The organism is Zunongwangia sp. L-65, assembly GCF_056859415.1.
Map to the genome: position 1 here is coordinate 83,159 of NZ_JBSXOK010000069.1, position 26,038 is coordinate 109,196.

The window sequence follows — 26,038 nt, forward strand, 5'->3', positions numbered from 1 at the left end:
TATTATGTATGCATAATATTTAGAGGGGTTTTTTAAAGAAATCTAATTACAGTACTATAAAAATCTTCTTGATTTTCCGCATGCACCCAATGACCCGCATCGCTAATTACTTCAATTTCAGCATTTGGAAAATGATTATGAAGCAAATCTTCATCTTCAGGCAATTTGATATAACGAGATTTTTCTCCTTTTATAAACAAGGTTTTCCCTTCATAAATCTTTCCTTCTTCTAAGGCAGCCCCGATATTTTCAATTTTAGCCTTTAGAGTTTTCAGGTTAACTTTTAATACATACTTATCTTTACCTTCACGGTCTAAATTTTTTAAAAGAAAAAGTTGGGTAGGTTTATCAGGAACGTATTCAGAAATTATTTTAGCTGCTTCCTGACGGGAGGATACATCAGACTCGTCCAACAGGGTTAATCCAGCTAAAATATCCTGATGATGTGGCTTATAATATTTAGGGGCAATATCCACTATAATGAGTTTTTCTAGCAAATCTGGATAAGTTACTGCAAAGAACATAGCCGTTTTACCACCCATAGAATGCCCCATCAGCACTATTTCCTCCAAATGATGCTCTTTAATATACTCCTTTAAATCCTCTGCTAATATTTCATAGGAAAAATCATCGCTATGTGGACTTTTACCATGATTTCGCTGATCCACCAGGTGAACTTCATATCCTTTTTCAGAAAACATCTTCCCTAATGTCTTCCAATTATCACCCATTCCTAGAAATCCATGTAAAATAATAAAAGGCTTCCCTTCTCCTATAATGTTAGTGTGTAACTTCATTGCAATTTTTTAAAAAAATAACCAAAAATGATCATTTTAAGTTTACTGTAATTTTTTTAAATATCGTGAGATCGTTTCTTCCAAACCAAGATAAAGCGCTTCAGCGATTAAAGCATGGCCTATGGATACCTCATCTACAAAAGGCACCTCATTTTTAAAAAATTCTATATTATCTAACGATAAATCGTGCCCCGCATTAACTCCCAATCCCAATTGATGGGCCAGTTCTGCACATCTAGCATAAGGTTTTACAGCTTCTTTTTTATCTCCATCGGCAAATTTTTCGGCAAAACTTTCTGTATATAATTCGATACGATCTGTCCCCGTAGCAGCAGCACCTTCAATCATTTTTTCATCTGCATCCACAAAAATAGACGTCCTGATGCCGTGTTTTTTAAATTCAGAAATGACCTCGATAAGGTATTCTTTATTTTTTACAGTATTCCAACCAGCATTACTGGTAATAGCATCTTCTGCATCTGGCACCAAAGTTACCTGCGCCGGTTTTACTTCTAAAACCAGATTAATGAATTTAGTTACCGGATTTCCTTCAATATTAAATTCGGTTTTTAAAACGGGTTTTAAATCTCGTGTATCCTGATATCTGATATGTCTTTCATCTGGTCTTGGATGGACGGTAATACCTTCCGCTCCAAATTTTTCGATATCTAATGCACATTGTACCACATTAGGGATATCCCCCCCTCTCGCATTTCTTAAGGTGGCAATCTTATTGATATTTACGCTTAATTTTGTCATATTTCTGGCTTTGCCTTTTGAATCTGGTTTCAAATTTGATATAAATTAAAACGACCTGCCACAATAATAAAGCAGATCGTCCTGAGAACTTCTAAAGCTTATCCTAAAACTTTCTGTTTTAACAAAAATACAAAGTTGAGGATGGCTTAATGAATATTATTTTAATTAATTTGCGTTAAACGACGCTAGGATTATGGATATTGAAGAATATATATTAAATGATGTTGCCATTCGGCATTTTTCAGATAAGATTGGTGATTTACAGAATGATTTTAACCAACTTACCTACTCTCATTTACCTGTTGAGAATAATGGTATTTATATGGGGTGTATTTCTGAAAATGACATTCGATGTTTTGAAGCTGAAAAATCGATCGAAGATTACCAGTATGCCCTGGAAGGATTTTTTGTTCGAAGTACCGATTACTGGCTCGACATTTTAGAATCCTTTGCACAAAACAATTCCAATATTTTACCAGTACTGGATAGTGATAATGAATATTTAGGATATGTAGAGTTAAATGAAATTATGGGTATTTTTAACGAAACGCCCTTTTTAAATGAAGCCGGAAATATTATTGTAGTTGAAAAAGGTTTTAAAGATTATTCGTTAAGTGAAATTAGCCAGATTATAGAATCCAGTAATGTTCACTTACTGGGCTTATTTGTTTCTAAGATCGAGAATGACCTGGCGCAAATCACCATAAAAATTAATCCTAGCGGAATTAATGAAGTGATACAATCTTTACGACGTTATGGTTATAATATTATTTCACAACATCAGGAAGATGCGTTCGATAAAAATTTGCGCGATCGATCTAAATACCTGGATAAATACCTAAACATATAAATAAAGAAGAACAATTTTTGTTCATTTAAAGAACCTCTTGAGCAAAGCCATAAGGCATGACAAAACCATTTTTAAATTTAGAGGCAGGTCTTAAAATGTTATACCCTTTGGCTGGGTCATTAAAAAACAATGAGCAATATTTCTTTAGCAGCGTAAAAAATGCTTGAAAAAATATCCAAAATAACAGAGCAGGTAGTTTTAAAATTTAATTAGGATGTTTCTAAGCTTGATTGCAAAAATCCTGATTATCGAAAAAATTATACATAAATGAAAATAGGCATTTACGGCCAGTTTTACCATGAAAACGCCGGCACTTATATTAATCAGCTTTTAGAACTTCTTCAGGAAGAAAAAGTTGAAGTGATTATTGAACGTAACTTTTTGGATCTTATCAATAAGAACAAAAGCGTTACCGGCGAATATAGCGATTATAAAACCTTCGATATTCTGGATGCCAGCTACGACCTTTTCTTTACCATTGGCGGTGACGGTACCATCCTTAAATCTATTAACTATATCAAAAATCTGGATATTCCCATTGTTGGCATCAATACGGGCCGACTTGGATTTTTATCCACGATCCAGAAAGAACAGATAGGAGAAACGATTCACACCATTTTAAAAAAAGATTTTAGCATTTCCCCAAGAGCCGTATTACAAATTGAAACCAATCCCAAATCTGATGATGAAGTGTTTAATAATGTAGCGTTAAATGAAATAGCGGTTAGCCGAAAAAACACCACTTCTATGATTACGGTAGACACCTGGTTAAACAACCAGTACCTTACCTCTTACTGGGCTGATGGTTTAATTATTGCCACACCAACAGGCTCTACCGGATATTCGCTTAGTTGTGGTGGCCCGGTAATCACTCCAGATGCAGATTCTATAGTCATTACTCCTATTGCTCCGCATAATTTAAACGCCAGACCCCTAATTATTAAAGATGACACCAAAATCACTTTAAAAGTTAGTGGCAGGGAAGATTCTCACTTACTGTCTATGGATTCCCGATTGGCGAGTCTTGAAAATGATACCGAAATTATTATTCAAAAAGCTCCATATGCCATTAATTTGGTAGAGCTAAATGATGATAGCTTTCTTCAAACTTTACGAAAAAAGCTATTATGGGGAGAAGATAAACGCAACTAAACAATATTTTTTTTCAAAAACTGTTAATGTAATACTAATGAGCTCAAATTATTGCAGAGCAAACATAATTGTTATATTTGCAAACTTTTAAGAACCTATGCGGTATCTAATAGCTTTTGTTTTTATGTTGATCACTTCAGTTAATTTGCAATCTCAAACCTATGAGGTGGGTGCCTTTTTGGGAGGCGCAAATTATATTGGAGATGTAGGAAACACATTTTACGTTAATCCTAGTGGTCTTGCAGCTGGCGGCATCCTAAAATGGAATAGAAGCCCGCGTCATTCGTTTAGATTTTCTCTAATCATGGGAAATATAGAAGCAGATGATGCAGAAAGCAATGATACTCGCAGACAGCAAAGAGGATATTCGTTTAGTAATACCATAACTGAAGCTTCTTTGGGTTTAGAATTTAATTTTTGGGATTTTGATTTACATAAAGGAACATCGCAAAGCGCACCTTATCTTTACACCGGGCTCACCTATTTTAGTGCAGACCATGTAATATTGGATGGCTCTCGCGGAGCTCCTTTAGTTAATGAAAGTACTAACTGGGAATTTGCCATTCCTATGGTTGTTGGTTACAAAACAACACTTAGCCAGCATTTGGTTGGTGCCATAGAAATTGGTGCGCGGTATACCTTCACTGATAATTTGGATGGAAGTAATCCTGAAGAATTACTTGGGGAACCGGATCCTATACTTACTTTTGGTAATCAAAATACTAACGATTGGTATGTTTTTACCGGAATTACATTCACCGTAACATTTGGTAGAAAACCATGTTATTCGAGCTTTTAGGAAATGAATTTTAAAGAAAATCTCAACTTAACAAAATTACCCTCGCATATTGCCGTTATAATGGACGGCAACGGCCGTTGGGCAAAAAAACAAGGCTTTTTAAGAGCTGTTGGCCATAATGAAGGAGTAAAATCTGTAAGAGATATTGTAGAAGGTGGCGCCCAGATTGGAATAAAATTTTTAACCTTATATGCTTTTTCTACTGAAAATTGGAATCGCCCCAAACTGGAAGTTGATACATTAATGAAGATTTTGGTGTCTTCCTTGAAGAAGGAAATCAAGACGCTTCAGGACAACAACATTAAACTAACCGCAATAGGCAATATTGATAATCTGCCTAAAAAAGCAAAAAGGGAACTTTTAGACGTTATTGAAAAGACAAAACATAACGCTAAAATGACTTTAATTTTGGCTTTAAGCTATGGTTCCAGAGAAGAAATAACCTCTGCAGTCAAAGCTTTAGCCAATAAAGTAAAAGAAGGAACGTTAGAACCAGATAAAATAAATGATTCTTTAATATCTGAAAGTCTATATACCAAAGATATTCCCGACGTCGACTTGATGATTAGAACAAGTGGCGAGCAAAGGATCAGCAACTTTTTGCTTTGGCAAATGGCTTATGCCGAGTTGTATTTTACAAGTATTTTATGGCCAGACTTTAGAAAAGATAATCTTTATGAAGCCATTTACAATTATCAAAACAGAGAACGAAGATTTGGAAAAACAAGTGAGCAACTTAGTTAGTGTATTTATGACGAAAAGAATATTAGCATTCGTATTAGTTTGTTTTACTTTTAGCATCGCTGCAAATGCGCAGGATCTCCCTATAGGGAACGGTAAAAAATACACTTTAGGCGAAATAAAAGTTACCGGCTCTACAAGATATAACGAAAGCACAGTAGTCTCGTTTACACGACTTAAAAAAGGCGAAGAAATCTATATCCCTGGTCAACGCCTAAGTAATGTAATCAAGAAATTATGGGACCTTGATATGTTTAGCGACATTGAATTTTACATTACTAATGTAAAGGATGGGGTTGCAGATCTTGAGTTGGTTATCACCGATATTCCAAAACTTTCTGAAGTTAGGATACAGGGGATTAAAAAGAAGAAAGATAAAGAAGAACTTATTGAGGAAAATAAACTAAGAACCGGTGTAAATGTTACTGAAAACCTCATTACTAATACTAAAAATTACATCGAAAACAAGTATAAAAAAGATGGATATTTTAACGCTAAAGTAGCCATCAATACGGTTGAAGTTAAAGATACTACCAATAACAACCTGGTGAACATGGTTGTTAATATCGATACAGGAGATAAGGTAAAAATTTCCAATATCGATATTATCGGGAATAAGCAAATCTCTGATGCTAAATTAAAAAGAGCCATGAAAAACACGAAACAAAAACGATTTTATCGTTTTTGGAAGCGCTCAAAATTTAACAGGGAAGATTACCAAAAAGATAAGCAAAATCTTGTAAACAAACTGAAAGAAAATGGCTTTAGAGATGCCCGAATTATCTCAGATAGTCTTATCACTGTTGATGAAAATAATATTGCTTTAGACATAAAAGTTGAAGAAGGTAATAAATATTATATTGGGAATATTGATTTTGTGGGTAATACGGTTTATACTGATGATTTCTTGCACCGTGCTCTAGGAATTAAAAAAGGAGATACTTACAATGGTGTTCTTATGAACGAAAGGATTGAAGATCCTGAAGATCCCAATGCCACCAATATCTCTACCATTTACAGAAATAATGGTTATCTATTCTCCAGTTTTAACTTAGTAGAAACAAACGTATATAATGATACTATAGATTTCGAATTACGAATCACTGAAGGAAAAGAAGCTTATTTTGACGAAATCCGGGTGGTGGGTAACAACAAAACCAAAGATCACGTTATTTACAGAAACCTATTAACAAAACCAGGCCAAAAATATAATCAACAGGATGTGGTATCTACCGTAAGGGAATTAGGTTCTTTAGGATTTTTTGATGCAGAGCAACTTAGCCCTGAATTTATAGATCCCGATCCACAAACAGGAACATTATCACTGGAATACAATGTTGTTGAAGCCGGGGCCAGCCAAATCGAACTACAAGGTGGTTACGGCGGTGGCGGTTTTATAGGTACTTTAGGCCTTTCCTTCAATAACTTCTCTATTGCAGGGATATTTGATAAAGATGCTTACAAGCCGGTACCAATGGGAGATGGGCAAAGCCTTTCTTTAAGAGCACAGGCAAGTACCTTCTACCAAACCTATAGCCTATCTTTTGTAGAGCCATGGCTAGGAGGCAGAAAACCGGTACAGCTTTCTACTTCCTTTTCTTACACAAGACAGTTTTTATATGACTATCGTTCAAGAAAAGCAGACAGAAATCGTAGTTTCGATATTTTGGGTGTTAGCGTAGGATTTGGTAAACGTCTTACTGAGCCCGACCCATATTTACAGATCTCGCATGCTGTAGGTTTCCAGCGTTATGATCTTAATAACTATAATACCGGATTATTCACCTATGGGGATGGTTTCTCTAACAACTTAACCTATACATTGGGAATTACCAGGGACAATACAAGATACAATCCTATCTTTCCTATTGGTGGATCTGTTTTTAGCATAACCGCTAAATTTACCCCTCCTTATTCACTTTGGAATGGCGTAGATTACAATGACCTTCAGAACCAAAGTGAATTTCAGCTAAAAGATGATAATGGCAACTTTATTGATAACAGCGGGAACCGCGTATTACCTGAAAACGCCGTAGGAGATCAATCTAAAATCGATCAGGAAAAATACAAATGGTTAGAATTTTACAAAGTGAAGTTTAAGGGAGACTGGTATACTACTTTAGCCAACTTTGGTGAGAACAAAAATTTAGTGTTAAGAACTAATGTTGAATATGGTTTCTTAGGAGCTTACAACCAGGATCGCGGTGTTCCTCCTTTCGAACGTTTTTATCTTGGAGGTGACGGTTTAGGATCCTACAGTCTTGATGGGCGTGAAACCATTCGTTTAAGAGGATATCCTAACCAATCTTTAATTCCATTAGATAGAACTTCTTTAAGCCAGGCTTCCAATGAAGATGGCGCCACTATATACAATAAATACTCTTTAGAGCTTCGCTTCCCTATTACGTTAAAACCATCGGCTTCGATATATGCATTAACCTTCCTGGAAGGTGGTGCCTCTTACGATAACTTTAGGGATTTTAACCCCTTCCAGTTAAACAGATCTGCCGGTGCCGGTCTTAGAATCTTTATGCCTGCATTTGGTTTACTAGGAATTGATTTTGGTTACGGGTTCGATCCAATACCAGGACAATCTGGAGCCAATGGATGGGAAACACACTTTATCATAGGTCAACAATTTTAAAATGGCATGATATTTTCTATCTTCGGGCGTATGAAAAAATTAAGTCTACTACTCATCATTACGATACTTGTTCCTCTGGCAACATTTGCTCAGCGCGGTCTTAATATTGGGTATATTGACATGGACTATATTTTACAAAATATCCCCGAATACCAGGAAGCCTCATCCCAACTTGACAATCGGGTACAAGAATGGAAAAATGAAATTGATGCCAAGAGACGTGAAATTTCTGAAATCCAGACCCAGCTTGAAAATGAAAGAGCACTACTAACTAAAGAGCTATTAGAAGAACGAGAAGAAGATATCAAATATTTACAAGATCAGTTAACAGAGTATCAACAAAAAAGATTTGGCCCTGGAGGTGATTTTATTCTTCAGAAGAAACAACTAATCAAACCTATACAAGATCAGGTATTTACCGCTGTACAGGAGATTGCAGATCGAAGAAATTTTGATTTTATTTTTGACCGCACTTCAGAAATTGGTATGATTTATGCCAAGTCCAATTATGATATGAGTGATCAGGTTTTAAGAATTATTACCAGAGCGGCTAATCGCGAACAAATCGAAACGCGTCAGGATCGTAGAGAATTACGACAGGCAGAAAACAGAACTGTAGCACAGGATTCTGTTGTTCAGGCCAGAGCTCAGGCTTCTGAAAATGCTAAAACCGAAAGAGAGCTTTATATTGAACAGCGCCGAAGAGAACGTGATTCGCTTAGGGCAGCAAAAAAAGCTGAATTTGAAGCAAGAAGAGAAAGAATATTAAAAGAGCGTAAAGCAGCTCAAGACAGTATACAAGCTGCGCGGGAAGCTGCAAAACAAACAAAGGATACAATCAATTAACAAATAATTACTTTAACACTTAATAATAATTAAAATGAAACAATTTAGAACATTTTTTATAGCCTTAGCATTAACCCTGGGAGCTACGACATTTGTAAATGCTCAGAACTCTAAAGTTGCACACATCGCAACCCAAGAGCTTATAGAGTCTATGCCTGCTTATAAGGATGCCATGACTCAGCTTGATAAGTTGAGAAACACTTATGATGCAGAAATTAAGGATATGATGAGTGAAGCACAAAAGACCCTACAACGCTATGAAGCTGAAGCAGAAACAGTAACTGAGGAAGAAAACCAAAAACGTTCTATGGAATTACAAAGTGCTGAGCAACGAATCCGTGAGCGTAGCCAAAAAGCTTCTCAGGATCTTCAAAAGAAACAACAAGATCTTGTACGACCAATTTTAGAAAAAGCACGTAATGCCATCCAGGAAGTAGCAAGAGCTAAAGGATTTGATTACGTTTTAGATTCTACAACTGGAGCTGGTGTAATCATGGCAGATGGATATGATTTAATGCCAGACGTAAAAACTAAATTAGGAATCTAATAAAGATTCTATCCTATAATTTATGATAAAAACTGCGCAGATATCTGCGCAGTTTTTATTTTTGAACCTATGAACAAAAATAGTATCGGCATATTCGATTCTGGTATTGGCGGAACTTCCATATGGAGAGAAATTCATGAACTTTTACCTTTTGAAGATACCGTTTATCTAGCCGATAGCTTTAATGCACCTTATGGTATTAAGACCAGAGAGGAAATCATTGAACTTAGTAGAAAGAACACTATTAAACTTTTAGAACTTGGTGCTAAAATAATAGTCGTAGCCTGCAATACAGCCACCACCAATGCAATAAACGAATTAAGGAACGAATTCGATGTTTCTTTTATCGGCATTGAGCCGGCCATTAAGCCAGCCGCATTGCAGTCCCGAACTAAAAACATTGGGATCCTCGCAACGAAAGGAACGCTTAGCAGCAGTTTATTTACAAAAACTTCAGATTTATATACTCATGGATTAAAAGTGATTGAAGTTGAAGGAAATGGTCTTGTAGAACTTATTGAAGCCGGAAAAATCTATTCTACAGAAATGGATATGTTATTGGATCAACTTCTCGCTCCCTTAATATCCCAACCTATTGATTATTTGGTTTTAGGCTGCAGCCATTATCCCTATTTAATCCCTAGATTAAAAGAAAAATTCAATCCGGCATTAAGCATTATCGACTCGGGAGAAGCCGTAGCAAGACAAACTAAAGCCATTCTTGAAAAAGAAAACTTATTAAATACCGATTTTCAGCAAAAAGGGACATGCACCTTTTACACAAACTACGACCCCTACGTACTTAAACATATCATCAAACGCGACAATGAAGATTTTCAAGTGAAACGCCTGGACTTTTAATTAATGGCAGGGCACCGGCAATCGTAACGCTTCCTGCTTTCTCCAAAATTATATCCTAAAGTAAGTTGATGAAAACCATTATTACTTAAAACTATTGTATTCATCTGATAACTGAAGGTATAACCAAAAATAAATCGCTTATACTCCAAACCTAAAAATGGAGTGATATATCGTAAGTTTTGTCGCTGTATTTCTTCACCAGTCCTGTTATATTCTACTCCGTCAAAAGCCTGCCGATAAGACATCCCTATCCAGCCCTGGCCAAAATCAAAATCTTTGTAGGCTTTTATATTAACATCTATGCTAGCCTGAGAATTCAGTTCTCTTAACTGAAATAAAAATGAAGGCTCCAATCCCCAATCATTAGGAACAAAATCAAAAACATATCCTGCCGAAGCCAGATATTTACGCTGATTACTAGGAACTGCGTCGGAATAAAATAAGTCACGTTCTATAGAAATAATATTCTTTACAGCAACATGCGCATAAAAATCCATATAATAATACGACATCCCAACATCCATATTGGCAAAGAAATCTGCAGTAGTATCATTATTTCCAATAATAGGATCATAAACATTAAATTCAGATTGATCCAGCCGATGTTGGATAATACCACCACTAAGTCCAAATGACAATTGATTAAGATTTACATTATCCTTGGAAAACATAAGATGGTAGGCAAAGGTTCCATAAGCACCTAACTTAGAGAAATAACCATTTTCATCTCTAAAAAATATCGTTCCTACACCAATTTTGTCACCTAATCTACCATTCACACTTAAAGTTTGTAAGTTAGGAGCATCGTCTACGTCAAACCATTGCTGCCTGGCCGTAAGCCGAATTTGATTATAGTTTGAGGCCCCTGCCATTGATGGATATAGTAAATATAAGTTATCCATTAAATAATCAGAGTATGTTGGGATCACCTCCTGTGCCGCTACCCTACTAGTTGAAAATAAAAGAAGGGGGCAAAAAATTATTAAAACCAGGATTCGTTGAAAACGGTCAGGGCACATAAAATCGAAGTAAAATTTTATCAAATTAAAGAATACTAATTAATATAAGTGGGGTAAATATATACATAAGCTAACTTTTGTTTAGTATTTTTGCTCAAAATTTTAAGAAATGGAAAATTATACCATTAATATACAACACACTACACAGCCTGAGATTGTTAAATTTGAAGCGAATAAATTCTTGACCAAACACGAGAATTTTGAATTCAAAAATATCGATGAGGCTGCGAAATCTCCCATCGCACAACAACTATTCTACCTTCCATTTGTAAAAACAGTTTACATTTCCCAGAATTTTATAGCTATCGAAAAATATGATATCGTAGCCTGGCCAGAAGTGGAAAATGAAGTTGCTGAGCAGATTCAAAATTATTTGAATAAGGGTGGGATTGTTATCAAAACCGATGAGCAGCAAAAAAATATTCCTGTTACCGTTTATGCCGAAAGTACGCCTAACCCAAAGGTTATGAAGTTTGTGGCAAACCGAAAACTGGTACTTCATGCTGCGGAATTTAAAAATATTGATGACGCGGCAGAATCACCGCTAGCTCAAAAGTTATTTCATTTTCCTTTTGTAAAGGAAGTCTTTATTGACGAGAATTATGTAAGCATCAATAAATACGACGTTGCTTCCTGGGATGAGATCACTATGGAATTACGTGAATTTATCCGTAATTTTATTCAGGAAGGAAATTCAGTATTAAATAATGATGCCATTACCGTAGCACCAGAAGGGCAAAGTGGATCTGAAACTTCTAAAACTGCACCTAAACCACAAATTAATATTGATGAACTAGATGATACTTCACAACAGGTGGTGGCCATTTTAGAGGAATATATTAAGCCTGCCGTAGCCAGTGATGGAGGTAATATTTTATTCGATTCTTACAATGAAGAAAGCAGGACGGTAAAAGTGATCTTACAGGGCGCTTGCAGTGGCTGTCCCTCTTCTACCATGACTTTAAAAAGCGGTATCGAAACCATGCTTCGTGATATGCTAAAAGGAAAAGTAGATTACGTAGAAGCCGTTAACGGATAAATTACAAAATTAAAAAGCCGCTTTAAATAAGCGGCTTTTTATTTCCTATCTAATTTTTATTTCACTCAGCTTAAAAAGTACTTTTTGCTTCTCTGTAAAATTCCTGGAACAACTGCAGTAAACTCATGGTAGAGGTGATCAAATCCCTTGTTTCCAAAAGCAATCCAAAGTAAAGCTTGGTGTTACGCGGACTCGTTTCTGAAGTTCGAATACGGTTAATTTGCTTCTGAATTAAATCTGAAACGTAATCTAGTAATTCCTGCTTGTCTTTTAATATCTGGTCTATTTTTGCAAATTCATGGTTATTAAAAGCATATTCAATATCATCAAAAAGCACCTGCATTCTTTCATCTACCTTTTTTAAATCACGAATCTGATTAAACTTAAGATTCTTATGGTTATTGTGTACGTGATTATAGCTATTACGTGTAATAAATGCGATAGACTGCGTCATATCCTGAAGGTAATCAAGAATCAAAATATAAAATTTACTCGCTTCAACCGAATCATCATCCAGGGATTTAATAAAATAGAAGATGTTCCCCTTAAGTTCATCAACCTCTTCTTCAAGTTTCCCTATCGCTTTATTATTCTTCTTCAATTTACCAAGATCATGGTAACCAAGATTATCGACAGTCTTGGTATACATTCGATTAATTCCATGAATTACACTTGAAATATTTTCTGAAGTTTCCGTCGTTATCTCATTAATCGTAATGATATCTGTACGATTATAACGCTTATTTTTCTTTTCTTCTTTGGACTTTCTACTATGTATAATACCGCTACGCACCACTAAAACTACAGCCAGAATAATAAGTATTGCCAAAGCAATAGTCCCGCCGTAATAAATGATACAGGCAAAAATTGCAGCGGCCGTAAAAGCAACCAAAGCAGTTACAAACCAACCACCAATTACATTTAATACGCCAGCCACACGATATACCGCACTTTCACGGTCCCAAGCCCTATCTGCTAACGAAGAACCCATAGCTACCATAAAAGTAACATATGTGGTTGATAATGGTAATTTTAAGTTCGTACCAATAGATATTAAAATACTGGCCACAACAAGATTTACAGAAGCCCTAACCATATCGAAGGCAGGAGCGTCCAGGCGTTTACTACGAGTATGATGCTCTGGTTTTTCAAACTTCTTATCAATCTTATTTTTTATAGCTTTTGGCATAACTGTAGAAACTGCACCACTAAACATTACAGAATAACGCACAATGCTTCTGGAAAGCCAATTGGGTTCAAAACGTTCTACACCATCACCCTGCCTGGCCAGATTCACCCCGGTTTCTACCACAGCCTTAGCTTTACTACTAAACCAAAGTGTTACTACCATTACACCACCGGCAATAATCAATAAGAATTCTGGCGTAGGTACACTTCCGCTTAATCCACTCATTAACATTTCAGAAGGTAAAGTCCCAGATGATTGATAAGCAGTTTCCCATAAATTATATGATTGCCAGGCAGCAATAGGCACCCCTATAAAGTTTACCAGATCATTCCCGGCAAAGGCTAATGCCAGGGCAAAGGTTCCTATAACAATAATTACTCTTAAAATGTTTAATTTAAACATACTCATTAGTAACTGGCTTATGATAGAAAAGAAAACAAAGCCAATAAGAATAATAATAAGGGTATTTTCGTTAATATACGTTAGGGTATCTTCAGAAAGATAAGGAACACTTTTAAGACCTTTTATCAAAATAAAATAAAGGATTGCGGTTAGTGAAGCTCCTCCAAAAATACTTCCAACATATTTCATTTTCCTTTCAAACTGAAAGGAAAAAATTAATCTGGAGATATATTGCACCACTAATCCCACAATAAAAGCAATGACCACTGCCATAAGAATACCTATAATAATCTCTGTAGCTTTACTGGTATTAATATAACTGGCCAAAAGACTTAAATCATTTCCGTCTTTATAAATTTTAATAACTGCAATACTTACTGCAGCTCCCAGTAATTCAAAAACTATAGATACCGTAGTAGAGGTGGGCAAACCAATAGAATTGAAGAAATCCAGAAGTAAAACATCTGTAATCATGACAGCCATAAAAATGATCATGATCTCTTCAAAATAGAATTGCTGCGGAAGAAAAATTCCTTTTCGGGCCACTTCCATCAAACCACTGGAAAAAATCGCACCAATAGCCACACCAATACTCGCTACAATTAAGATGGTTCGCATCGAGACCGCCTTAGACCCTATAGCCGAATTTAAAAAATTGATGGCATCATTACTTACTCCTACCACCAAATCTGTAATCGCAAGTGCCAAAAGGGCGACAAGCATTACAATGTAAACATCTTCCATAAATCCAATATTTTCAACCAGCAAAAGTCTTTCTTTTTTTTGAAAATTAAAGCGGTCTAAGGTTATGAAAACTTTAAGTTATTTAGCTTTTAAATCACTGTCTTCATGCTGATTTTGAGACACAAATATACTAATCTTAAGTTTGCATCATCTATCAGAAGATAAAGTAATCTACATATCATTGTTGCAAAATTTTTAAATTTTCCTACCTTCTATTATAATTAGGTTATTAAACCCTATAATTACTTTTGATTAAATTACCTCAACAAAACCATGAGGTAGTAGTTAGAAAATTATTTTTATTTCAAGGCATTTAATATCGATTGTCGAGTAAAAAAGTATGATCAACTTATCCCAAACCATAGATTTTTATGAAAAGCGCTACCAACGATCTTATTTATGAAACCAGCCCTTACCTTTTACAGCATGCTCACAACCCGGTAGATTGGAAAGCATGGCATAAAACTGTTTTAGAAGACGCAAAAAAAACTAATAAATTATTATTGATTAGTGTAGGATATTCGGCTTGTCACTGGTGCCATGTAATGGAACATGAGAGTTTTGAAGATCCGGAAGTGGCCGATATAATGAATGCCCATTATATTTCTATAAAAGTAGATCGTGAAGAACGCCCCGATATTGACCAGGTGTATATGCAGGCAGTACAACTAATGACCGGTAGTGGCGGCTGGCCTATGAATATCGTAGCTTTACCTGATGGCCGCCCGGTCTGGGGAGGGACTTATTTTAGAAAGGAACAATGGAAAAGCGCTTTATTACAAATCCAGCAGATTTATAAAAAAGAACCTACACAACTTACCAACTATGCTAATAAGCTAGAAGAAGGCTTACAACAACTTAATCTAATCGACATTGGCAATAATTCATACGAATTTTCACAAAAAAGACTTGGTGAGTTTATAGAAATCTGGAAACCCTATTTAGATATGAAGCTGGGAGGAACTAAAAATGCTCCTAAATTTATGATGCCAACCAATCTGGATTTCTTATTACGTTACGCTTATCAGTTTAAAGACAAAAAACTACAGGAATACGTACTCCATAGCTTAGATAAAATATCTTTTGGCGGCACTTTTGACCATATTGGCGGTGGATTTGCAAGATACTCTGTAGATGATCGCTGGCACGTACCACACTTTGAGAAAATGCTTTATGACAACGCCCAACTTTTAAGTTTATATAGTAAAGCTTATAAACTCACTCAGTACCACTGGTATAAAGAAGTTATTGAAAAAACAGCCCATTTTATCGAAACTGAACTTACCGATAGCACTGGTGCTTTTTATTCCGCATTGGATGCAGATTCTGAGAATGCAAAAGGCAATCAGGAAGAAGGTGCTTTTTATACCTGGAAAAAAGAAGAACTGGAGGAACTATTGGCATCAGAATTTGATCTTTTTTCAGCCTATTTTAATATCAACGCCAGGGGGTATTGGGAAAATGGAAACTATATCCTTTATAAAACTGAAAAAGACGATGATTTTACTAAAAAGCATAATATCTCTTTAGAAGAACTTTATCAAAGAAAGTCAAATTGGACTAAAATTCTTAGTGAAGCGAGAAAAAAAAGAAAAAAACCAGGTTTGGATGATAAAACACTTACTTCATGGAACGCCCTTAGCCTTACCGGTTTTGCTGAAGCTTATACGGCCACAGGAAAAAATCATTACCTGAATATTGCACTTAAAAATGCCGAATTTATTATTCAAAATCAACTAAACCCCGATTACAGCCTTTTCCATTCTTATAAAAACAAGCAAAGTAAAATCAATGCTTATCTTGAAGATTATGCCTTCACGATCGAAGCTTTTCTAAAATTATACGAGGTGACCTTTGATAAAAAATGGATTGATATTTCTTCTCATCTTACCGAGTATTGTTTTGAGAATTTTTATAATCAGGAAAATACACTTTTTAATTTTACCTCTAAAAAAGACGATGCTTTAATTAGTACTCCCATTGAGCTTACCGATAATGTGATCCCTGCCTCCAACTCGGTAATGGCCAATAATCTATTCAGATTAGGTCGTTTAACGGGAACATCTAGATATTTAGAAGTGTCAGAAAAAATGCTTCAGGTAATTTCAGGAAAAATAGGTTCTCATCCCATGGGACATTCCAATTGGCTTCATTTGTACCTCAACATCAGTAATCCTTTTTACGAATTGGCAATCCTTGGAGAACAGATAGATAGAGAACAAAAAGAAATTCAGAAAAAATACCTCCCAAATCTTATTATTTCCGGTAGTAATACCGAAAGTGAATTATCCATTCTTAAAGGTCGTTTTGTAAAAGGAAAAACACGCTACTATTTGTGTGAACAGGGAAAATGTCAACTTCCTAAAGAAGAATTAACGCATGTTTTAAAGAATATCGCTCTTGTTTAACAAAACTTAAACGAGAATTTCTCGCATTTAGTACAAAAAATTATTCTCTTTGTGAAAAACTACTTGAAACTATGGATAAATTCAACGACTTTTCTGAGTTAGCACAGGAATATGCTAAAAAACTTATTGACTTTTTACCGGACTTAATTGCGGCAATTTTAATTCTAATCATAGGCTTTTGGATTGCAAAACGCGCGGTAAAATTTATGCAAAAGGCTCTAGACAAAAGAGATTACGATGTTGCATTAAAAGGCTTTTTAACCACACTGGTAAGCTGGGCCTTAAAAATATTAGTAATTATTGTTGCCATCTCCCAGGTGGGTATAGAAACCACATCTTTAGTTGCTATTCTAGGTGCGGCAGGTTTAGCCATAGGTTTGGCATTACAGGGATCTCTGGCCAATTTTGCCGGTGGTGTTTTAATTATTGTTTTAAAACCATTTAAAGTTGGTGACTGGATTGAAGCACAGGGTGTTTCTGGTAGTGTGAAAAGTGTAAGCTTATTTTATACTAAACTAGATACCTTTGGAAATCAGGAAGCCGTTATTCCTAACGGAAGTTTAGCTAACGATAATATTATAAACTATACTGTAAATGGGGTACGTCGTGAAAATATGACCTTTGGAATTTCTTATGATGATGATATTAAGAAAGCAAAAGAGGTGCTTATGAATCTTATAAAAGAGCAGGAAGGTATTGAAGCTGAACCAGCGCCACAAGTACTAGTTGGTGAATTAGGTGACAACTCGGTTAACTTTTACGTAAGATACTTTGCAAAAAATCCAGTTTTTTGGGATATCCACTGGTTTATGCTGGAAGAAGGAAAAATAAGGCTAGAAGAAGCTGGAATGACGATTCCTTACCCACAACGTGATGTTTATCTTTATGATCAAACTAAAATGAGTGGTACGGTTTTAAAGGAGTCTAAAAAAGAGAAAGACAGTACAGATAAAACTGAATAAAATAGCAGATAGATTAACCTGCTACAAAATCCTTTAAATAATAAGGTTCAAAATAAGCGACATCCTCTATGTCGCTTATTTTGTATTTATCATAAGCGATTTGTCCCATTTCTTTTGCTGATGGCAATCGTCCTTCTATAAACTCGGCATTTTGCTGCGAGCAAATTTCTCTAAACTTTTCTACTCCATTCCCAATAAAATAAACCTTTCCTTTTGCCAATTCCTCCTGAAAAGAATCTTCGGAAAGTACTTGAGCTTTAGTTTCTCTTATTTGATTAAATGCTGAATCAAATACTGCGGAATAAACTTCCATCCTTCTGGCATCGAGCATAGGGATAATTTGATCTCCTTTATTAGGAGTTACTTGCTTTGCTAAAGCGGTTAATGTTGGTACTGAAATAAGCGGAATATCCTTAGCAAAACATAATCCTTTTGCGGCAGAAACACCTATCCTAAGACCGGTATAAGAACCCGGTCCCTTGCTAATCGCAACAGCATCAAGGTCATCGATTTTAAAATTGTTTTCTTTTAAAATTTCATCGATAAAAACATGCAACTTTTCAGCATGAGAATAACCTTTACTATTATCTTCTTTCAATGCGATTACATCACCATCTTTACTCAAAGCAACCGAGCAATTGGTGGTTGCTGTTTCCAAACAAAGAATTACTGCCAATTTATATAATTTTAGACTCTATCCTTCGCTGTTGGTACTCCCGGCTACCTCAACTTTATCTCCGGATTTTAGAGTTTTTGTTACTACATTATAAGGACCGATAATTACAGTTTCCCCTTCCTTCAGACCTTCTGTAATCTGAATATTAGAATCATCCTGTATTCCGGTTTTTACAACGCGCAATTTAGCTTCTTCCCCGTTCTTAACAAAGACACATTCAAAAAGTTTAGAAGGATCGGTCTCTACATTCACGGCAGGTGCAGTTCCTATCGCTGCCGTAGTAGTATCAGATTTTACAACGATCGCACTAATAGGCACACCAATAACTGCCGTCTTTTTATTAGTAATGATATCTACGGTAGCCGTCATTCCCGGTCTAAACGGTGAGTAATTTTCTGGTTTCCCTTCTAAAAGATCTTTATAAGAATCCTCTAAAATGCGAACTTTCACTTTAAAATTGGTAACCTGATCTGTAGTTAATTCACTGTCGGCAGAGTTAGATATTTCAGTCACTACACCTTTAAATTCTTTTCTTAGATAAGCATCGACCTCAACAACAGTAGAATCTCCAACTTCAACTTTTACAATATCATTTTCATTTACATCTACTTCTACTTCCATATTAGAGAGATTAGCGACCCGTAAAATTTCGGTCCCCGCCATTTGTTGCGTTCCCACTACTCGCTCCCCTAATTCAGCATCCAGTTTAGAAATGGTACCGCTCATAGGAGCATAAATATTTGTTCTTCCAAGATTATCCTGAGCTTCAGTTACCGTTGCAGCCGCACTTTGCATGCTATAATAAGCCGATTCTTTATTAGCTTCAGCAACTTCGTAATTAGAAACGATACCATCCCATTCTGCTTTAGAAATCACTCCTTTCTCAAAAAGTGTTTTATTACGTTCATAATTTGCCTTCGCTTGTTTTAAACTAGCCTGAGATTGCGTATAATTGGCACGGGCATTCTCCATACTGGCCTTTGAACGTTGTACACTAGACTGATAAATATCGGGGTTAATCCTCACTAATAAGTCTCCTTTTTCTACCTGCTGCCCTTCAATGATCGGAAGTTCGATAATCTCTCCAGAAACCTCGGAAGATAACTTCACTTCTACTTCAGGTTGAATTTTTCCGGTTGCCGATACGGTTTCAACGATATCCAATGGTTTAATTTCAGTAATTTCTACTTGTTTAAAATTACCGCTTTTACCAAACATTCCAGACTTTTTACCCACAACGAGTAATATGGCTAAAACCACAACAATTCCCAGAATGATAAAAAGAGTTTTCTTCTTCATTTATAAAATTTTTAAAAGCTATACTTTAAATATCCTGTTTTGATAAAAAGCAGAATATTAATCAGCATTTACAAGAAATTTAGAATCTTAAATTAGCCACCGGAACCCCAAAATATAATTCCAGCACTTTTAGTTTAAAGATGTAATCATACTTGGTACGAATCACTTCTCGCTGCGCATTTTCGTAACGCACTTTAGACTGACTAAAATCAAAAGCATTAGTTAACCCAACATCAAAACGCTCTGTCGCGTATTCGTAAGCCTGTTCCTGAGATTCTTCTGCCACCAAAGCGGCCTCATAAGCTTCAAAAGCCCCGGTTGCATCTACATAAGCCTGATAAACATTTGCCTCAAGATCCAATTCTGCCTGTTCTAACTGATATTCAGCCCTACGTACGTTTACTTTGCTTCTTTTAACTTGATTCCTGGTCGCAAAACCGTTAAAAATCGGAACGCTTAGTTGAAACCCATAAGAAATACCATCATTTAACCATAACTGGTCTATAAATGGCCTAGGAGGTAACGAAATGGGAACGGCAGGGTTCTGAGATTCGGTCACTACTGTTTCCCCTGTGGACTCTACATAACCAATTTCAGTAATTGTAGTGCCCGGTGGATTAATATAATCTATCCTGTTTGCACCGGTCTCCCTGGTATTATAGTTAACAAAAGCACCTAATGTAGGTAAATAGGCCCCACGGGCTATTTCAACATTTTGCTCAGCGATTTCCTTGTTGGCTTCCGCAATTCTAATTTCTGAACGTTCTTCTTTAGCTCGCTCGATAATATCATATACTGAATTATCTAAAATTTCGGTACCAAAGATATCATAGTCATCCTCTACGATATCAAAATTTTCATAATCCTTGATCAGTAAAGTCTGGGCCAGACTAATCAATGAAATCCTGATATTGTTTTGTGCGATTATAATTCGTTGTTTTTCATCGGCATTTGTAGCCTGTATTTCCAAGAGATCGCCCCTTGGCAAAGAACCGGCATCTACCAGTTGTTTGGTACGATCTAACTGCTCTAGGGTTACTTCATTTTGAGATTTTAAAACTTCAAGGTCCTGCTTAGCAAACAATACTTGCAAATAAGAGTTCGCTACCGATAATGTAATATCATCTTCCATCTTATCTAGAGAATACTGGGCAGCAAGTTTAGACATCTTGGCTCTTTGTAGCTGCTTGTAATTCCTCAGACCGTCGAATAACGTAATACTAGCCGTTACTCCTGCAGAAAAGTTTCTGGTAGTTTGATTTTGTAGCACCCCGGTAGTTACATTTTGGGTTAAACCTGTATTCCAGGAATTGCTGGCATTACCATTTAAACCAGGCAATAAATTACCTATGGCATCAAGTTTATCGATTTCAGCTGCTTCTACATCAAGTTCAGATTGTTTTACAGAGATGTTATGCTCTAAAGCATACTCCACACATTCCTGCAAGGTCCATTTTTTCTCCTGCGCATTGGCGATGAACCCAATGAAAAGTAAAATGGTAAAAAGTCTAAATTTCTTCATAATGTATATTGTAAAAGATAGGTCTAACAAAAAGTTGAGTTGTTACAAAAAATGCATAAAATTAATTTGCAGCAAAATTTTGAGCTGGTTTTAGTTGGTTCCACACTTTAATTTTATCGTCTTTACCGACTCCGCTTTTAATTTCCACATTAATACCATCACTCACCCCAAGCTCCACGTCTTTACGCTCAAATTGTTGATTTCCGGTTTCAATTTCTACAAAAGGCTGTTGCGTATCATTATCAAATTGAACCAATGCTTCTTTAATGGCCAGGACATCCTCAGCTTTTGCTAAGATTATAGAAGCATTCGCACTTAACCCAGCTCTAATAAAAGTGGTATCTGCTTTATCTAAAGTTCCTTTAATTTCAAATTGAATCGCTCCGTTTTCTTCCACTCCCTTTGGTGCGATATAATCCAAAACCGCATCGAAAGTTTTATTTTCTATAGCACCCACAGTGACTTCTAGTGGCAAACCTTCTTTAATCTTGCCTACTTCGCTTTCGTCTACTTTACCTTCAAAAATCATCTTATTCACATCGGCAAGCGTAGCCAGGGTAGTTCCGTCGTTAAAGTTATTGGATTCGATCACCTGATTACCGGTTTTTACAGGTACATCTAGCACCATTCCGGTAACGGTACTTCTAATTAATGTATTTGCTGCGCTACCAATTCCTCTGGTTGTTCCGGTTTTTACGATCTCAAAATTTTGCTCGGCCGATTTATAATTCTGTTCTGCTCTTTGATAAGCTACTTCAGCATTATCATAATCATTAGCAGAAATAACTCCCTTATCGAATAAAGATTTTTGACGCTCAAATATTTTCTTTTGATTATCAAGATTGATTTTAGCCGTAGCCACAGCATCTTTCGCACTCTGAAGCGAGTTAACATTGGGAATAACCCGAATTCTTGCGATTAGATCTCCTGCCGCTACAGACTCACCGGCTTCCACATAAATTTCATCTATAATTCCACTAATATTAGGTTTAATTAGAATCTCTTCTAAAGGAACAATATTCCCGGTTGCTACTGTATTTTTAGTGATGGTTTGCACAGAAGCCTGTTCGGTTTGATAAACCACCGGATCTTGCTGTCCCTTTTGAAAGTAATAATACAGCGAACCCAAAAAGCCAATAAAGATTACGGCTAAAATAACGATGGTAACTGTTCTTTTCATTTTTGATTGTGTTTATTCTATTTTCTAAAATTGTTATTCTGTTCTTAACGCATCTACAGGCTTGATCTTTATCGCATTTTGTGCAGGAATTAACCCTGCCAGTAGTCCTGATATCACCAGGATCGCCAGTGCGATTAAAACAACCCCAATATTAACAGATGGATTAATAAACATCATTTCTGAGGTATCCATTCCATCTAAAATCATATTAATTATAAAGATGACGAAGGTAGAGAGAATGATTCCTGCCATGCCTGAAATGATGGTAAGAAATATCGACTCTAAAAGTATTTGCCCTCTAATGTTCCAGGGACTTGCTCCCAAAGCACGCCTAATTCCTATTTCGTTCGTACGCTCTTTCACCACGATAAGCATAATATTACTTATCCCTATAATTCCTGATAACAAAACAAGTGTCCCTACAAAATAAGCCACCAGGCGCAGTGCAATAAATAAACCGTTAATACGACTGTATTCTTCATACAAGTCAAAATTTCCTACGGCCCGATCATCATCTGGAGCTATACTGTGACGGGACTTGATAACATCAAACACACTATTTTTAAGATTGGTTATCGAATGATCATCATCTGCCGTGATCGCCATCCAGCCTACCACATTTCCCATATTAAAAGCTTGCGAAAATGCTGTAAAAGGCACAAAAATCTCTTTTTGCATTTCTTCTACATTTCCACCACCGCTACCTTTTTTCTTATAAGTTCCTATCACCATAAAACTAACGCCGTTAATTTTAATATAGGTTCCCAAAGCTTCTTCGTTAATATCATACAAACCAGCCCTTACCCCTTCACCAATTACCGCAACTTTTCGGTTATCTTTAATATCCGAATAATTTATAAATCGGCCGGAAGTAATATCCATAGGCTGCTGTCTTATAATTTCAGGATAATCGCCATATACGTTATAAGCCCCACTATTTAAACCGCGCACTACATTGTTAGCTCCACCAAAACCTCCTAATTGATTACGGGGAGAAACAATCTCTAAACCGGTTACCGTTTGTTTTATAGCTTGAACATCACCTAATTTAAAATTATAATTTCGGCCTTTGGGCAAACCTTTATAGGGTTTAGACACCGTTTGGGACCACATAAACATAGAATTTGTAGCCATCCCACTAAATCCTTGCTTAACACCGTTCTCTAATCCTTTACCGGCAGCCAAAAGGATAACCAGTATAAATATTCCCCACAACACTCCAAAAGCAGTTAAGAGCGTTCTAAACCAGTTTGCGGTTAACGCTTCTATAATTTCGTCCCAGCGATCTCTACTAAACATGATTTAAAATTTTTACTCGTCCCTTAATGCTACGATTGGTTTTATCTTTGCCGCCCGGTAAGCCGGAAAAAATCCAGCGACCGCTCCTGCTATTATCAGTATAAATACAGTAGACAAAGCCACATTAAAATTTACTGTAGGGTTATAGATAAAATCAGTCTGTATCATAGGGGCAACTACATCCAGCAAAATCAACCCAGAAATCAAACCTGTAAATCCAGCAAACGAAGTCACAAAAATTGACTCGTGAAGCACCATCCCAATAATGGAAAGCGGCTCTGCACCAAGGGCTTTACGTACTCCAATTTCTCTGGTTCGTTCTTTTACTATAATTAGCATAATATTACTAACCCCAACAACACCTGCTATAATAGTACAAATCCCTACTCCCCAAAAAAACATCTTTATCATGGCCATTAGATCATAAAATCGCTTGGTGTTTTCCAGCATATTGTTCACCCTAATTGCGCTATTATCATCTGGAGCAATAGTGTGCTTCCCTTTTAAATAGGTTTCTACTTTATTAGTAAAAGCGTTAGCTGATGCCAAAGCTTCTTCATAAGTATCTTCGGGTTGTAATGTGTAAGACATGTAGTTAATATCATTACCTCCACCAAAAACTTTTTGAGCCGTAGTAATAGGAACAAAAACCCTAGTTTCCTCACGTTCTCCTCCGGGATCTGTATATACTCCAACTACCTTAAACTTAATTCCCGAAATTTCTACGTACTCTCCTAAAATGTTTTCTTGGTCTTTAAATAGATCATTTTTTACGCGATTTCCTATAATTACGACTTTTCCAGACGCTTCTACATCATTATAATTTATAAAACGACCTAAAAGCATGCTGCTATTTTCAAGAAATTGATAATCTGGATACACACCTTCTACCCTATAGGAGCCAGATTCCTTCCCGAAGCTTACCATACCGCCCCAAATTCTATATACCGAAGATTTATATTCTAGATCCTCTTTATTTTCTAAAGTGGTAAATTGATAATCTTCATTTTTCATCTGAATCATTCGGCCTGGATTTAAGCCTTTGTATTCTTTCGAAGTTACTCCGGGAAAAACATAAATGATATTTGCTGCATCTCCCTGAAATTCTCTTTCAATCCCATGTTTCATACCTTCACCTATTCCAAGAAGAATGACGAGGATAAAGATGCCGGATGCCACTGAAAGTCCTGTTAAAAAAGTACGCAGTTTATTTTTGCTAATGGTCTCAAAAATTTCCTGCCAACGTTCAAGATCAAACATGTTGTAGTGCTCTTACCTGATTAACTTGAGTATCGTCGATAATTAAACCATCTTTAAGGTTTACTATTCGCTTGGTCATTTGTGCAATATCATGCTCATGCGTAACAATGAGTATGGTCCTACCCTCATCGTTAATTTGTTGAATTAAGTCCATTACTTCGTATGAGGTTTTAGTATCTAATGCCCCGGTGGGTTCATCGGCAAGTAATACTTTTGGGTCTGAAGCTAAAGCCCTGGCTATGGCTACCCGCTGTTTTTGCCCTCCTGAAAGCTGGTTTGGTAAATGATCCATCCACTGCGCAAGACCTACTTTTTCTAGATAAGCCTGAGCCCTATCCATACGTTCGCTGCGTTTCATCCCCTGATAATATAAAGGCAGGGCTACATTATCGAGTGCCGTTTTATAATTAATAAGATTAAAAGATTGAAATATGAAGCCAAGAAATTTGTTGCGGTAACGGGCAGCTATTTTTTCATTAAGATTCTTTATTGCTACGCCATCCAGGGTATAAGAGCCCGTATCAGCTTCGTCCAACATCCCTAAAATGTTAAGAAGCGTAGATTTACCTGAACCTGAAGATCCCATTATGGAGACAAGTTCACCTTCAGCAACATTAAAGTTTATTCCTTTTAAAACATGAAGTGAATTATTCCCTGTTTTGTAAGATTTGTGTAAATCTTTAATTGTAATCATAACATTTTGACTGATGGTTAAAAGCAAACAATGTGCTCATATCCATAAGACTTCCAAAAACTTAAAATGTTACAAAAAAATTAAAAAATACTTAAAAAATTCTAAGCCTCGTATTTCTTTTTACGGTAAGAACGGTAAATATAATATCCAAGACCTCCTACAAGCAGGTAGGGAAAAATCATTAAATAAAGAATTCCATCATTAATACCTTCAGCAGCGTTTTGCGAAGATTCACTTTCTAAAACGGCTCTACACATGGCACATTGAGCGTCTGCAAACAAGGGTATAAAAAGAAATACCAAAATAACCAATATGGTTTTTGCATTAAAAATCCTCTTCATTTTATTCA

The 26,038-nt window shown here is 36.1% G+C and carries 23 protein-coding genes; 11 read left to right on the top strand and 12 right to left on the bottom strand.

What is annotated here, in order from left to right; translation table 11 throughout:
• Positions 1 to 32 precede the first annotated feature (32 nt).
• Both AC13DP_RS14225 and AC13DP_RS14230 read right to left on the bottom strand, forming a co-directional pair.
• Positions 33 to 797 (bottom strand): alpha/beta fold hydrolase, encoded by a 765-nt coding sequence (locus AC13DP_RS14225; RefSeq protein ID WP_272957021.1) that lies wholly within the window; start codon positions 795 to 797, stop codon positions 33 to 35.
• Positions 798 to 839: 42 nt separating this feature from the next.
• Positions 840 to 1,556: a pyridoxine 5'-phosphate synthase gene (locus AC13DP_RS14230; protein ID WP_272957020.1), complete on the bottom strand. Its 717-nt coding sequence runs from the start codon at positions 1,554 to 1,556 to the stop codon at positions 840 to 842.
• Between the two features lie 193 nt (positions 1,557 to 1,749).
• Here AC13DP_RS14230 and AC13DP_RS14235 point away from each other — a divergent pair, with 193 nt between their 5' ends.
• The 8 genes from AC13DP_RS14235 to murI all read left to right on the top strand — a co-directional run bounded on the left by AC13DP_RS14235 (position 1,750) and on the right by murI (position 9,996).
• Positions 1,750 to 2,406, top strand: coding sequence for a CBS domain-containing protein (locus AC13DP_RS14235; protein ID WP_013070132.1), 657 nt, complete (start codon positions 1,750 to 1,752; stop codon positions 2,404 to 2,406).
• Positions 2,407 to 2,673: 267 nt separating this feature from the next.
• The gene (locus AC13DP_RS14240; RefSeq protein ID WP_013070131.1) at positions 2,674 to 3,558 is read left to right on the top strand and encodes an NAD kinase; all 885 of its coding nucleotides are present in this window, start codon (positions 2,674 to 2,676) and stop codon (positions 3,556 to 3,558) included.
• 97 nt (positions 3,559 to 3,655) lie between these two features.
• The gene (gene porG, locus AC13DP_RS14245; RefSeq protein WP_041578626.1) at positions 3,656 to 4,357 is read left to right on the top strand and encodes a type IX secretion system protein PorG; all 702 of its coding nucleotides are present in this window, start codon (positions 3,656 to 3,658) and stop codon (positions 4,355 to 4,357) included.
• A gap of 3 nt (positions 4,358 to 4,360) precedes the next feature.
• Positions 4,361 to 5,101, top strand: coding sequence for an isoprenyl transferase (locus AC13DP_RS14250; RefSeq protein ID WP_013070129.1), 741 nt, complete (start codon positions 4,361 to 4,363; stop codon positions 5,099 to 5,101).
• Positions 5,034 to 7,742 carry an outer membrane protein assembly factor BamA gene (gene bamA / locus AC13DP_RS14255; RefSeq protein WP_272957019.1) on the top strand — a complete coding sequence of 903 codons (2,709 nt, stop codon included), beginning with the start codon at positions 5,034 to 5,036 and terminating at the stop codon, positions 7,740 to 7,742. The genes AC13DP_RS14250 and bamA overlap by 68 nt, the downstream gene beginning before the upstream one ends.
• A gap of 30 nt (positions 7,743 to 7,772) precedes the next feature.
• The gene (locus tag AC13DP_RS14260) at positions 7,773 to 8,588 is read left to right on the top strand and encodes an OmpH/Skp family outer membrane protein (protein ID WP_272957018.1); all 816 of its coding nucleotides are present in this window, start codon (positions 7,773 to 7,775) and stop codon (positions 8,586 to 8,588) included.
• 34 nt (positions 8,589 to 8,622) lie between these two features.
• Positions 8,623 to 9,135, top strand: coding sequence for an OmpH/Skp family outer membrane protein (locus tag AC13DP_RS14265; RefSeq protein ID WP_013070126.1), 513 nt, complete (start codon positions 8,623 to 8,625; stop codon positions 9,133 to 9,135).
• Positions 9,136 to 9,204: 69 nt separating this feature from the next.
• On the top strand, positions 9,205 to 9,996 hold the full coding sequence (gene murI / locus AC13DP_RS14270) for a glutamate racemase (RefSeq protein WP_272957017.1): 792 nt from the start codon (positions 9,205 to 9,207) through the stop codon (positions 9,994 to 9,996).
• On the opposite strand, the gene AC13DP_RS14275 is transcribed toward murI, so the two are convergent.
• Positions 9,993 to 11,015: a PorP/SprF family type IX secretion system membrane protein gene (locus tag AC13DP_RS14275; protein WP_483068038.1), complete on the bottom strand. Its 1,023-nt coding sequence runs from the start codon at positions 11,013 to 11,015 to the stop codon at positions 9,993 to 9,995. The two genes, murI and AC13DP_RS14275, sit on opposite strands and share 4 nt — an antisense overlap.
• A gap of 109 nt (positions 11,016 to 11,124) precedes the next feature.
• On the opposite strand from AC13DP_RS14275, the gene AC13DP_RS14280 reads away from it, so the two are divergent.
• Positions 11,125 to 12,054 (top strand): NifU family protein, encoded by a 930-nt coding sequence (locus AC13DP_RS14280; protein WP_483067989.1) that lies wholly within the window; start codon positions 11,125 to 11,127, stop codon positions 12,052 to 12,054.
• A 70-nt stretch (positions 12,055 to 12,124) separates the two neighbouring features.
• Here the strand turns inward: AC13DP_RS14280 and AC13DP_RS14285 are convergent, their stop codons facing one another.
• Positions 12,125 to 14,389: an inorganic phosphate transporter gene (locus tag AC13DP_RS14285; protein WP_041579538.1), complete on the bottom strand. Its 2,265-nt coding sequence runs from the start codon at positions 14,387 to 14,389 to the stop codon at positions 12,125 to 12,127.
• Between the two features lie 371 nt (positions 14,390 to 14,760).
• Between AC13DP_RS14285 and AC13DP_RS14290 the strand changes: the two genes are divergently transcribed.
• On the top strand, positions 14,761 to 16,797 hold the full coding sequence (locus tag AC13DP_RS14290) for a thioredoxin domain-containing protein (protein ID WP_483067990.1): 2,037 nt from the start codon (positions 14,761 to 14,763) through the stop codon (positions 16,795 to 16,797).
• 71 nt (positions 16,798 to 16,868) lie between these two features.
• A complete protein-coding gene (locus AC13DP_RS14295; protein WP_013070120.1) occupies positions 16,869 to 17,759 on the top strand; it encodes a mechanosensitive ion channel family protein in 891 nt (296 codons plus the stop codon).
• Positions 17,760 to 17,772: 13 nt separating this feature from the next.
• On the opposite strand, the gene tsaB is transcribed toward AC13DP_RS14295, so the two are convergent.
• From tsaB to AC13DP_RS14335, 8 genes are all read right to left on the bottom strand, one after another.
• Complete coding sequence (gene tsaB / locus AC13DP_RS14300; RefSeq protein WP_272957013.1) at positions 17,773 to 18,435, bottom strand: tRNA (adenosine(37)-N6)-threonylcarbamoyltransferase complex dimerization subunit type 1 TsaB; 663 nt, start codon at positions 18,433 to 18,435, stop codon at positions 17,773 to 17,775.
• Between the two features lie 18 nt (positions 18,436 to 18,453).
• Positions 18,454 to 19,734, bottom strand: coding sequence for an efflux RND transporter periplasmic adaptor subunit (locus tag AC13DP_RS14305; protein WP_272957012.1), 1,281 nt, complete (start codon positions 19,732 to 19,734; stop codon positions 18,454 to 18,456).
• A 79-nt stretch (positions 19,735 to 19,813) separates the two neighbouring features.
• Positions 19,814 to 21,256, bottom strand: coding sequence for a TolC family protein (locus AC13DP_RS14310; RefSeq protein ID WP_272957011.1), 1,443 nt, complete (start codon positions 21,254 to 21,256; stop codon positions 19,814 to 19,816).
• A gap of 61 nt (positions 21,257 to 21,317) precedes the next feature.
• Positions 21,318 to 22,436 carry an efflux RND transporter periplasmic adaptor subunit gene (locus AC13DP_RS14315; RefSeq protein ID WP_013070116.1) on the bottom strand — a complete coding sequence of 373 codons (1,119 nt, stop codon included), beginning with the start codon at positions 22,434 to 22,436 and terminating at the stop codon, positions 21,318 to 21,320.
• 33 nt (positions 22,437 to 22,469) lie between these two features.
• On the bottom strand, positions 22,470 to 23,735 hold the full coding sequence (locus tag AC13DP_RS14320) for an ABC transporter permease (protein WP_013070115.1): 1,266 nt from the start codon (positions 23,733 to 23,735) through the stop codon (positions 22,470 to 22,472).
• A gap of 12 nt (positions 23,736 to 23,747) precedes the next feature.
• The gene (locus tag AC13DP_RS14325) at positions 23,748 to 24,995 is read right to left on the bottom strand and encodes an ABC transporter permease (RefSeq protein WP_013070114.1); all 1,248 of its coding nucleotides are present in this window, start codon (positions 24,993 to 24,995) and stop codon (positions 23,748 to 23,750) included.
• Positions 24,988 to 25,689, bottom strand: coding sequence for an ABC transporter ATP-binding protein (locus tag AC13DP_RS14330; RefSeq protein ID WP_013070113.1), 702 nt, complete (start codon positions 25,687 to 25,689; stop codon positions 24,988 to 24,990). The genes AC13DP_RS14325 and AC13DP_RS14330 overlap by 8 nt, the downstream gene beginning before the upstream one ends.
• A gap of 101 nt (positions 25,690 to 25,790) precedes the next feature.
• Positions 25,791 to 26,030, bottom strand: a complete 240-nt coding sequence (locus AC13DP_RS14335) for a hypothetical protein (protein ID WP_272957010.1) — start codon at positions 26,028 to 26,030, stop codon at positions 25,791 to 25,793.
• Positions 26,031 to 26,038: the final 8 nt, after the last annotated feature.

Coding starts and splice junctions, on each gene's coding strand:
- AC13DP_RS14280 (WP_483067989.1), top strand. CDS start 11,125: ATGGAAAATTATACCATTAATATACAACACACTACACAGCCTGAGATT.
- murI (WP_272957017.1), top strand. CDS start 9,205: ATGAACAAAAATAGTATCGGCATATTCGATTCTGGTATTGGCGGAACT.
- AC13DP_RS14250 (WP_013070129.1), top strand. CDS start 4,361: ATGAATTTTAAAGAAAATCTCAACTTAACAAAATTACCCTCGCATATT.
- AC13DP_RS14260 (WP_272957018.1), top strand. CDS start 7,773: ATGAAAAAATTAAGTCTACTACTCATCATTACGATACTTGTTCCTCTG.
- AC13DP_RS14285 (WP_041579538.1), bottom strand. CDS start 14,389: ATGGAAGATGTTTACATTGTAATGCTTGTCGCCCTTTTGGCACTTGCG.
- AC13DP_RS14290 (WP_483067990.1), top strand. CDS start 14,761: ATGAAAAGCGCTACCAACGATCTTATTTATGAAACCAGCCCTTACCTT.
- AC13DP_RS14305 (WP_272957012.1), bottom strand. CDS start 19,734: ATGAAGAAGAAAACTCTTTTTATCATTCTGGGAATTGTTGTGGTTTTA.
- bamA (WP_272957019.1), top strand. CDS start 5,034: ATGAAGCCATTTACAATTATCAAAACAGAGAACGAAGATTTGGAAAAA.
- AC13DP_RS14265 (WP_013070126.1), top strand. CDS start 8,623: ATGAAACAATTTAGAACATTTTTTATAGCCTTAGCATTAACCCTGGGA.
- AC13DP_RS14330 (WP_013070113.1), bottom strand. CDS start 25,689: ATGATTACAATTAAAGATTTACACAAATCTTACAAAACAGGGAATAAT.
- AC13DP_RS14235 (WP_013070132.1), top strand. CDS start 1,750: ATGGATATTGAAGAATATATATTAAATGATGTTGCCATTCGGCATTTT.
- AC13DP_RS14310 (WP_272957011.1), bottom strand. CDS start 21,256: ATGAAGAAATTTAGACTTTTTACCATTTTACTTTTCATTGGGTTCATC.
- AC13DP_RS14240 (WP_013070131.1), top strand. CDS start 2,674: ATGAAAATAGGCATTTACGGCCAGTTTTACCATGAAAACGCCGGCACT.
- AC13DP_RS14320 (WP_013070115.1), bottom strand. CDS start 23,735: ATGTTTAGTAGAGATCGCTGGGACGAAATTATAGAAGCGTTAACCGCA.
- AC13DP_RS14295 (WP_013070120.1), top strand. CDS start 16,869: ATGGATAAATTCAACGACTTTTCTGAGTTAGCACAGGAATATGCTAAA.
- AC13DP_RS14315 (WP_013070116.1), bottom strand. CDS start 22,436: ATGAAAAGAACAGTTACCATCGTTATTTTAGCCGTAATCTTTATTGGC.
- AC13DP_RS14325 (WP_013070114.1), bottom strand. CDS start 24,995: ATGTTTGATCTTGAACGTTGGCAGGAAATTTTTGAGACCATTAGCAAA.
- AC13DP_RS14225 (WP_272957021.1), bottom strand. CDS start 797: ATGAAGTTACACACTAACATTATAGGAGAAGGGAAGCCTTTTATTATT.
- AC13DP_RS14335 (WP_272957010.1), bottom strand. CDS start 26,030: ATGAAGAGGATTTTTAATGCAAAAACCATATTGGTTATTTTGGTATTT.
- porG (WP_041578626.1), top strand. CDS start 3,656: ATGCGGTATCTAATAGCTTTTGTTTTTATGTTGATCACTTCAGTTAAT.
- AC13DP_RS14230 (WP_272957020.1), bottom strand. CDS start 1,556: ATGACAAAATTAAGCGTAAATATCAATAAGATTGCCACCTTAAGAAAT.
- AC13DP_RS14275 (WP_483068038.1), bottom strand. CDS start 11,015: ATGTGCCCTGACCGTTTTCAACGAATCCTGGTTTTAATAATTTTTTGC.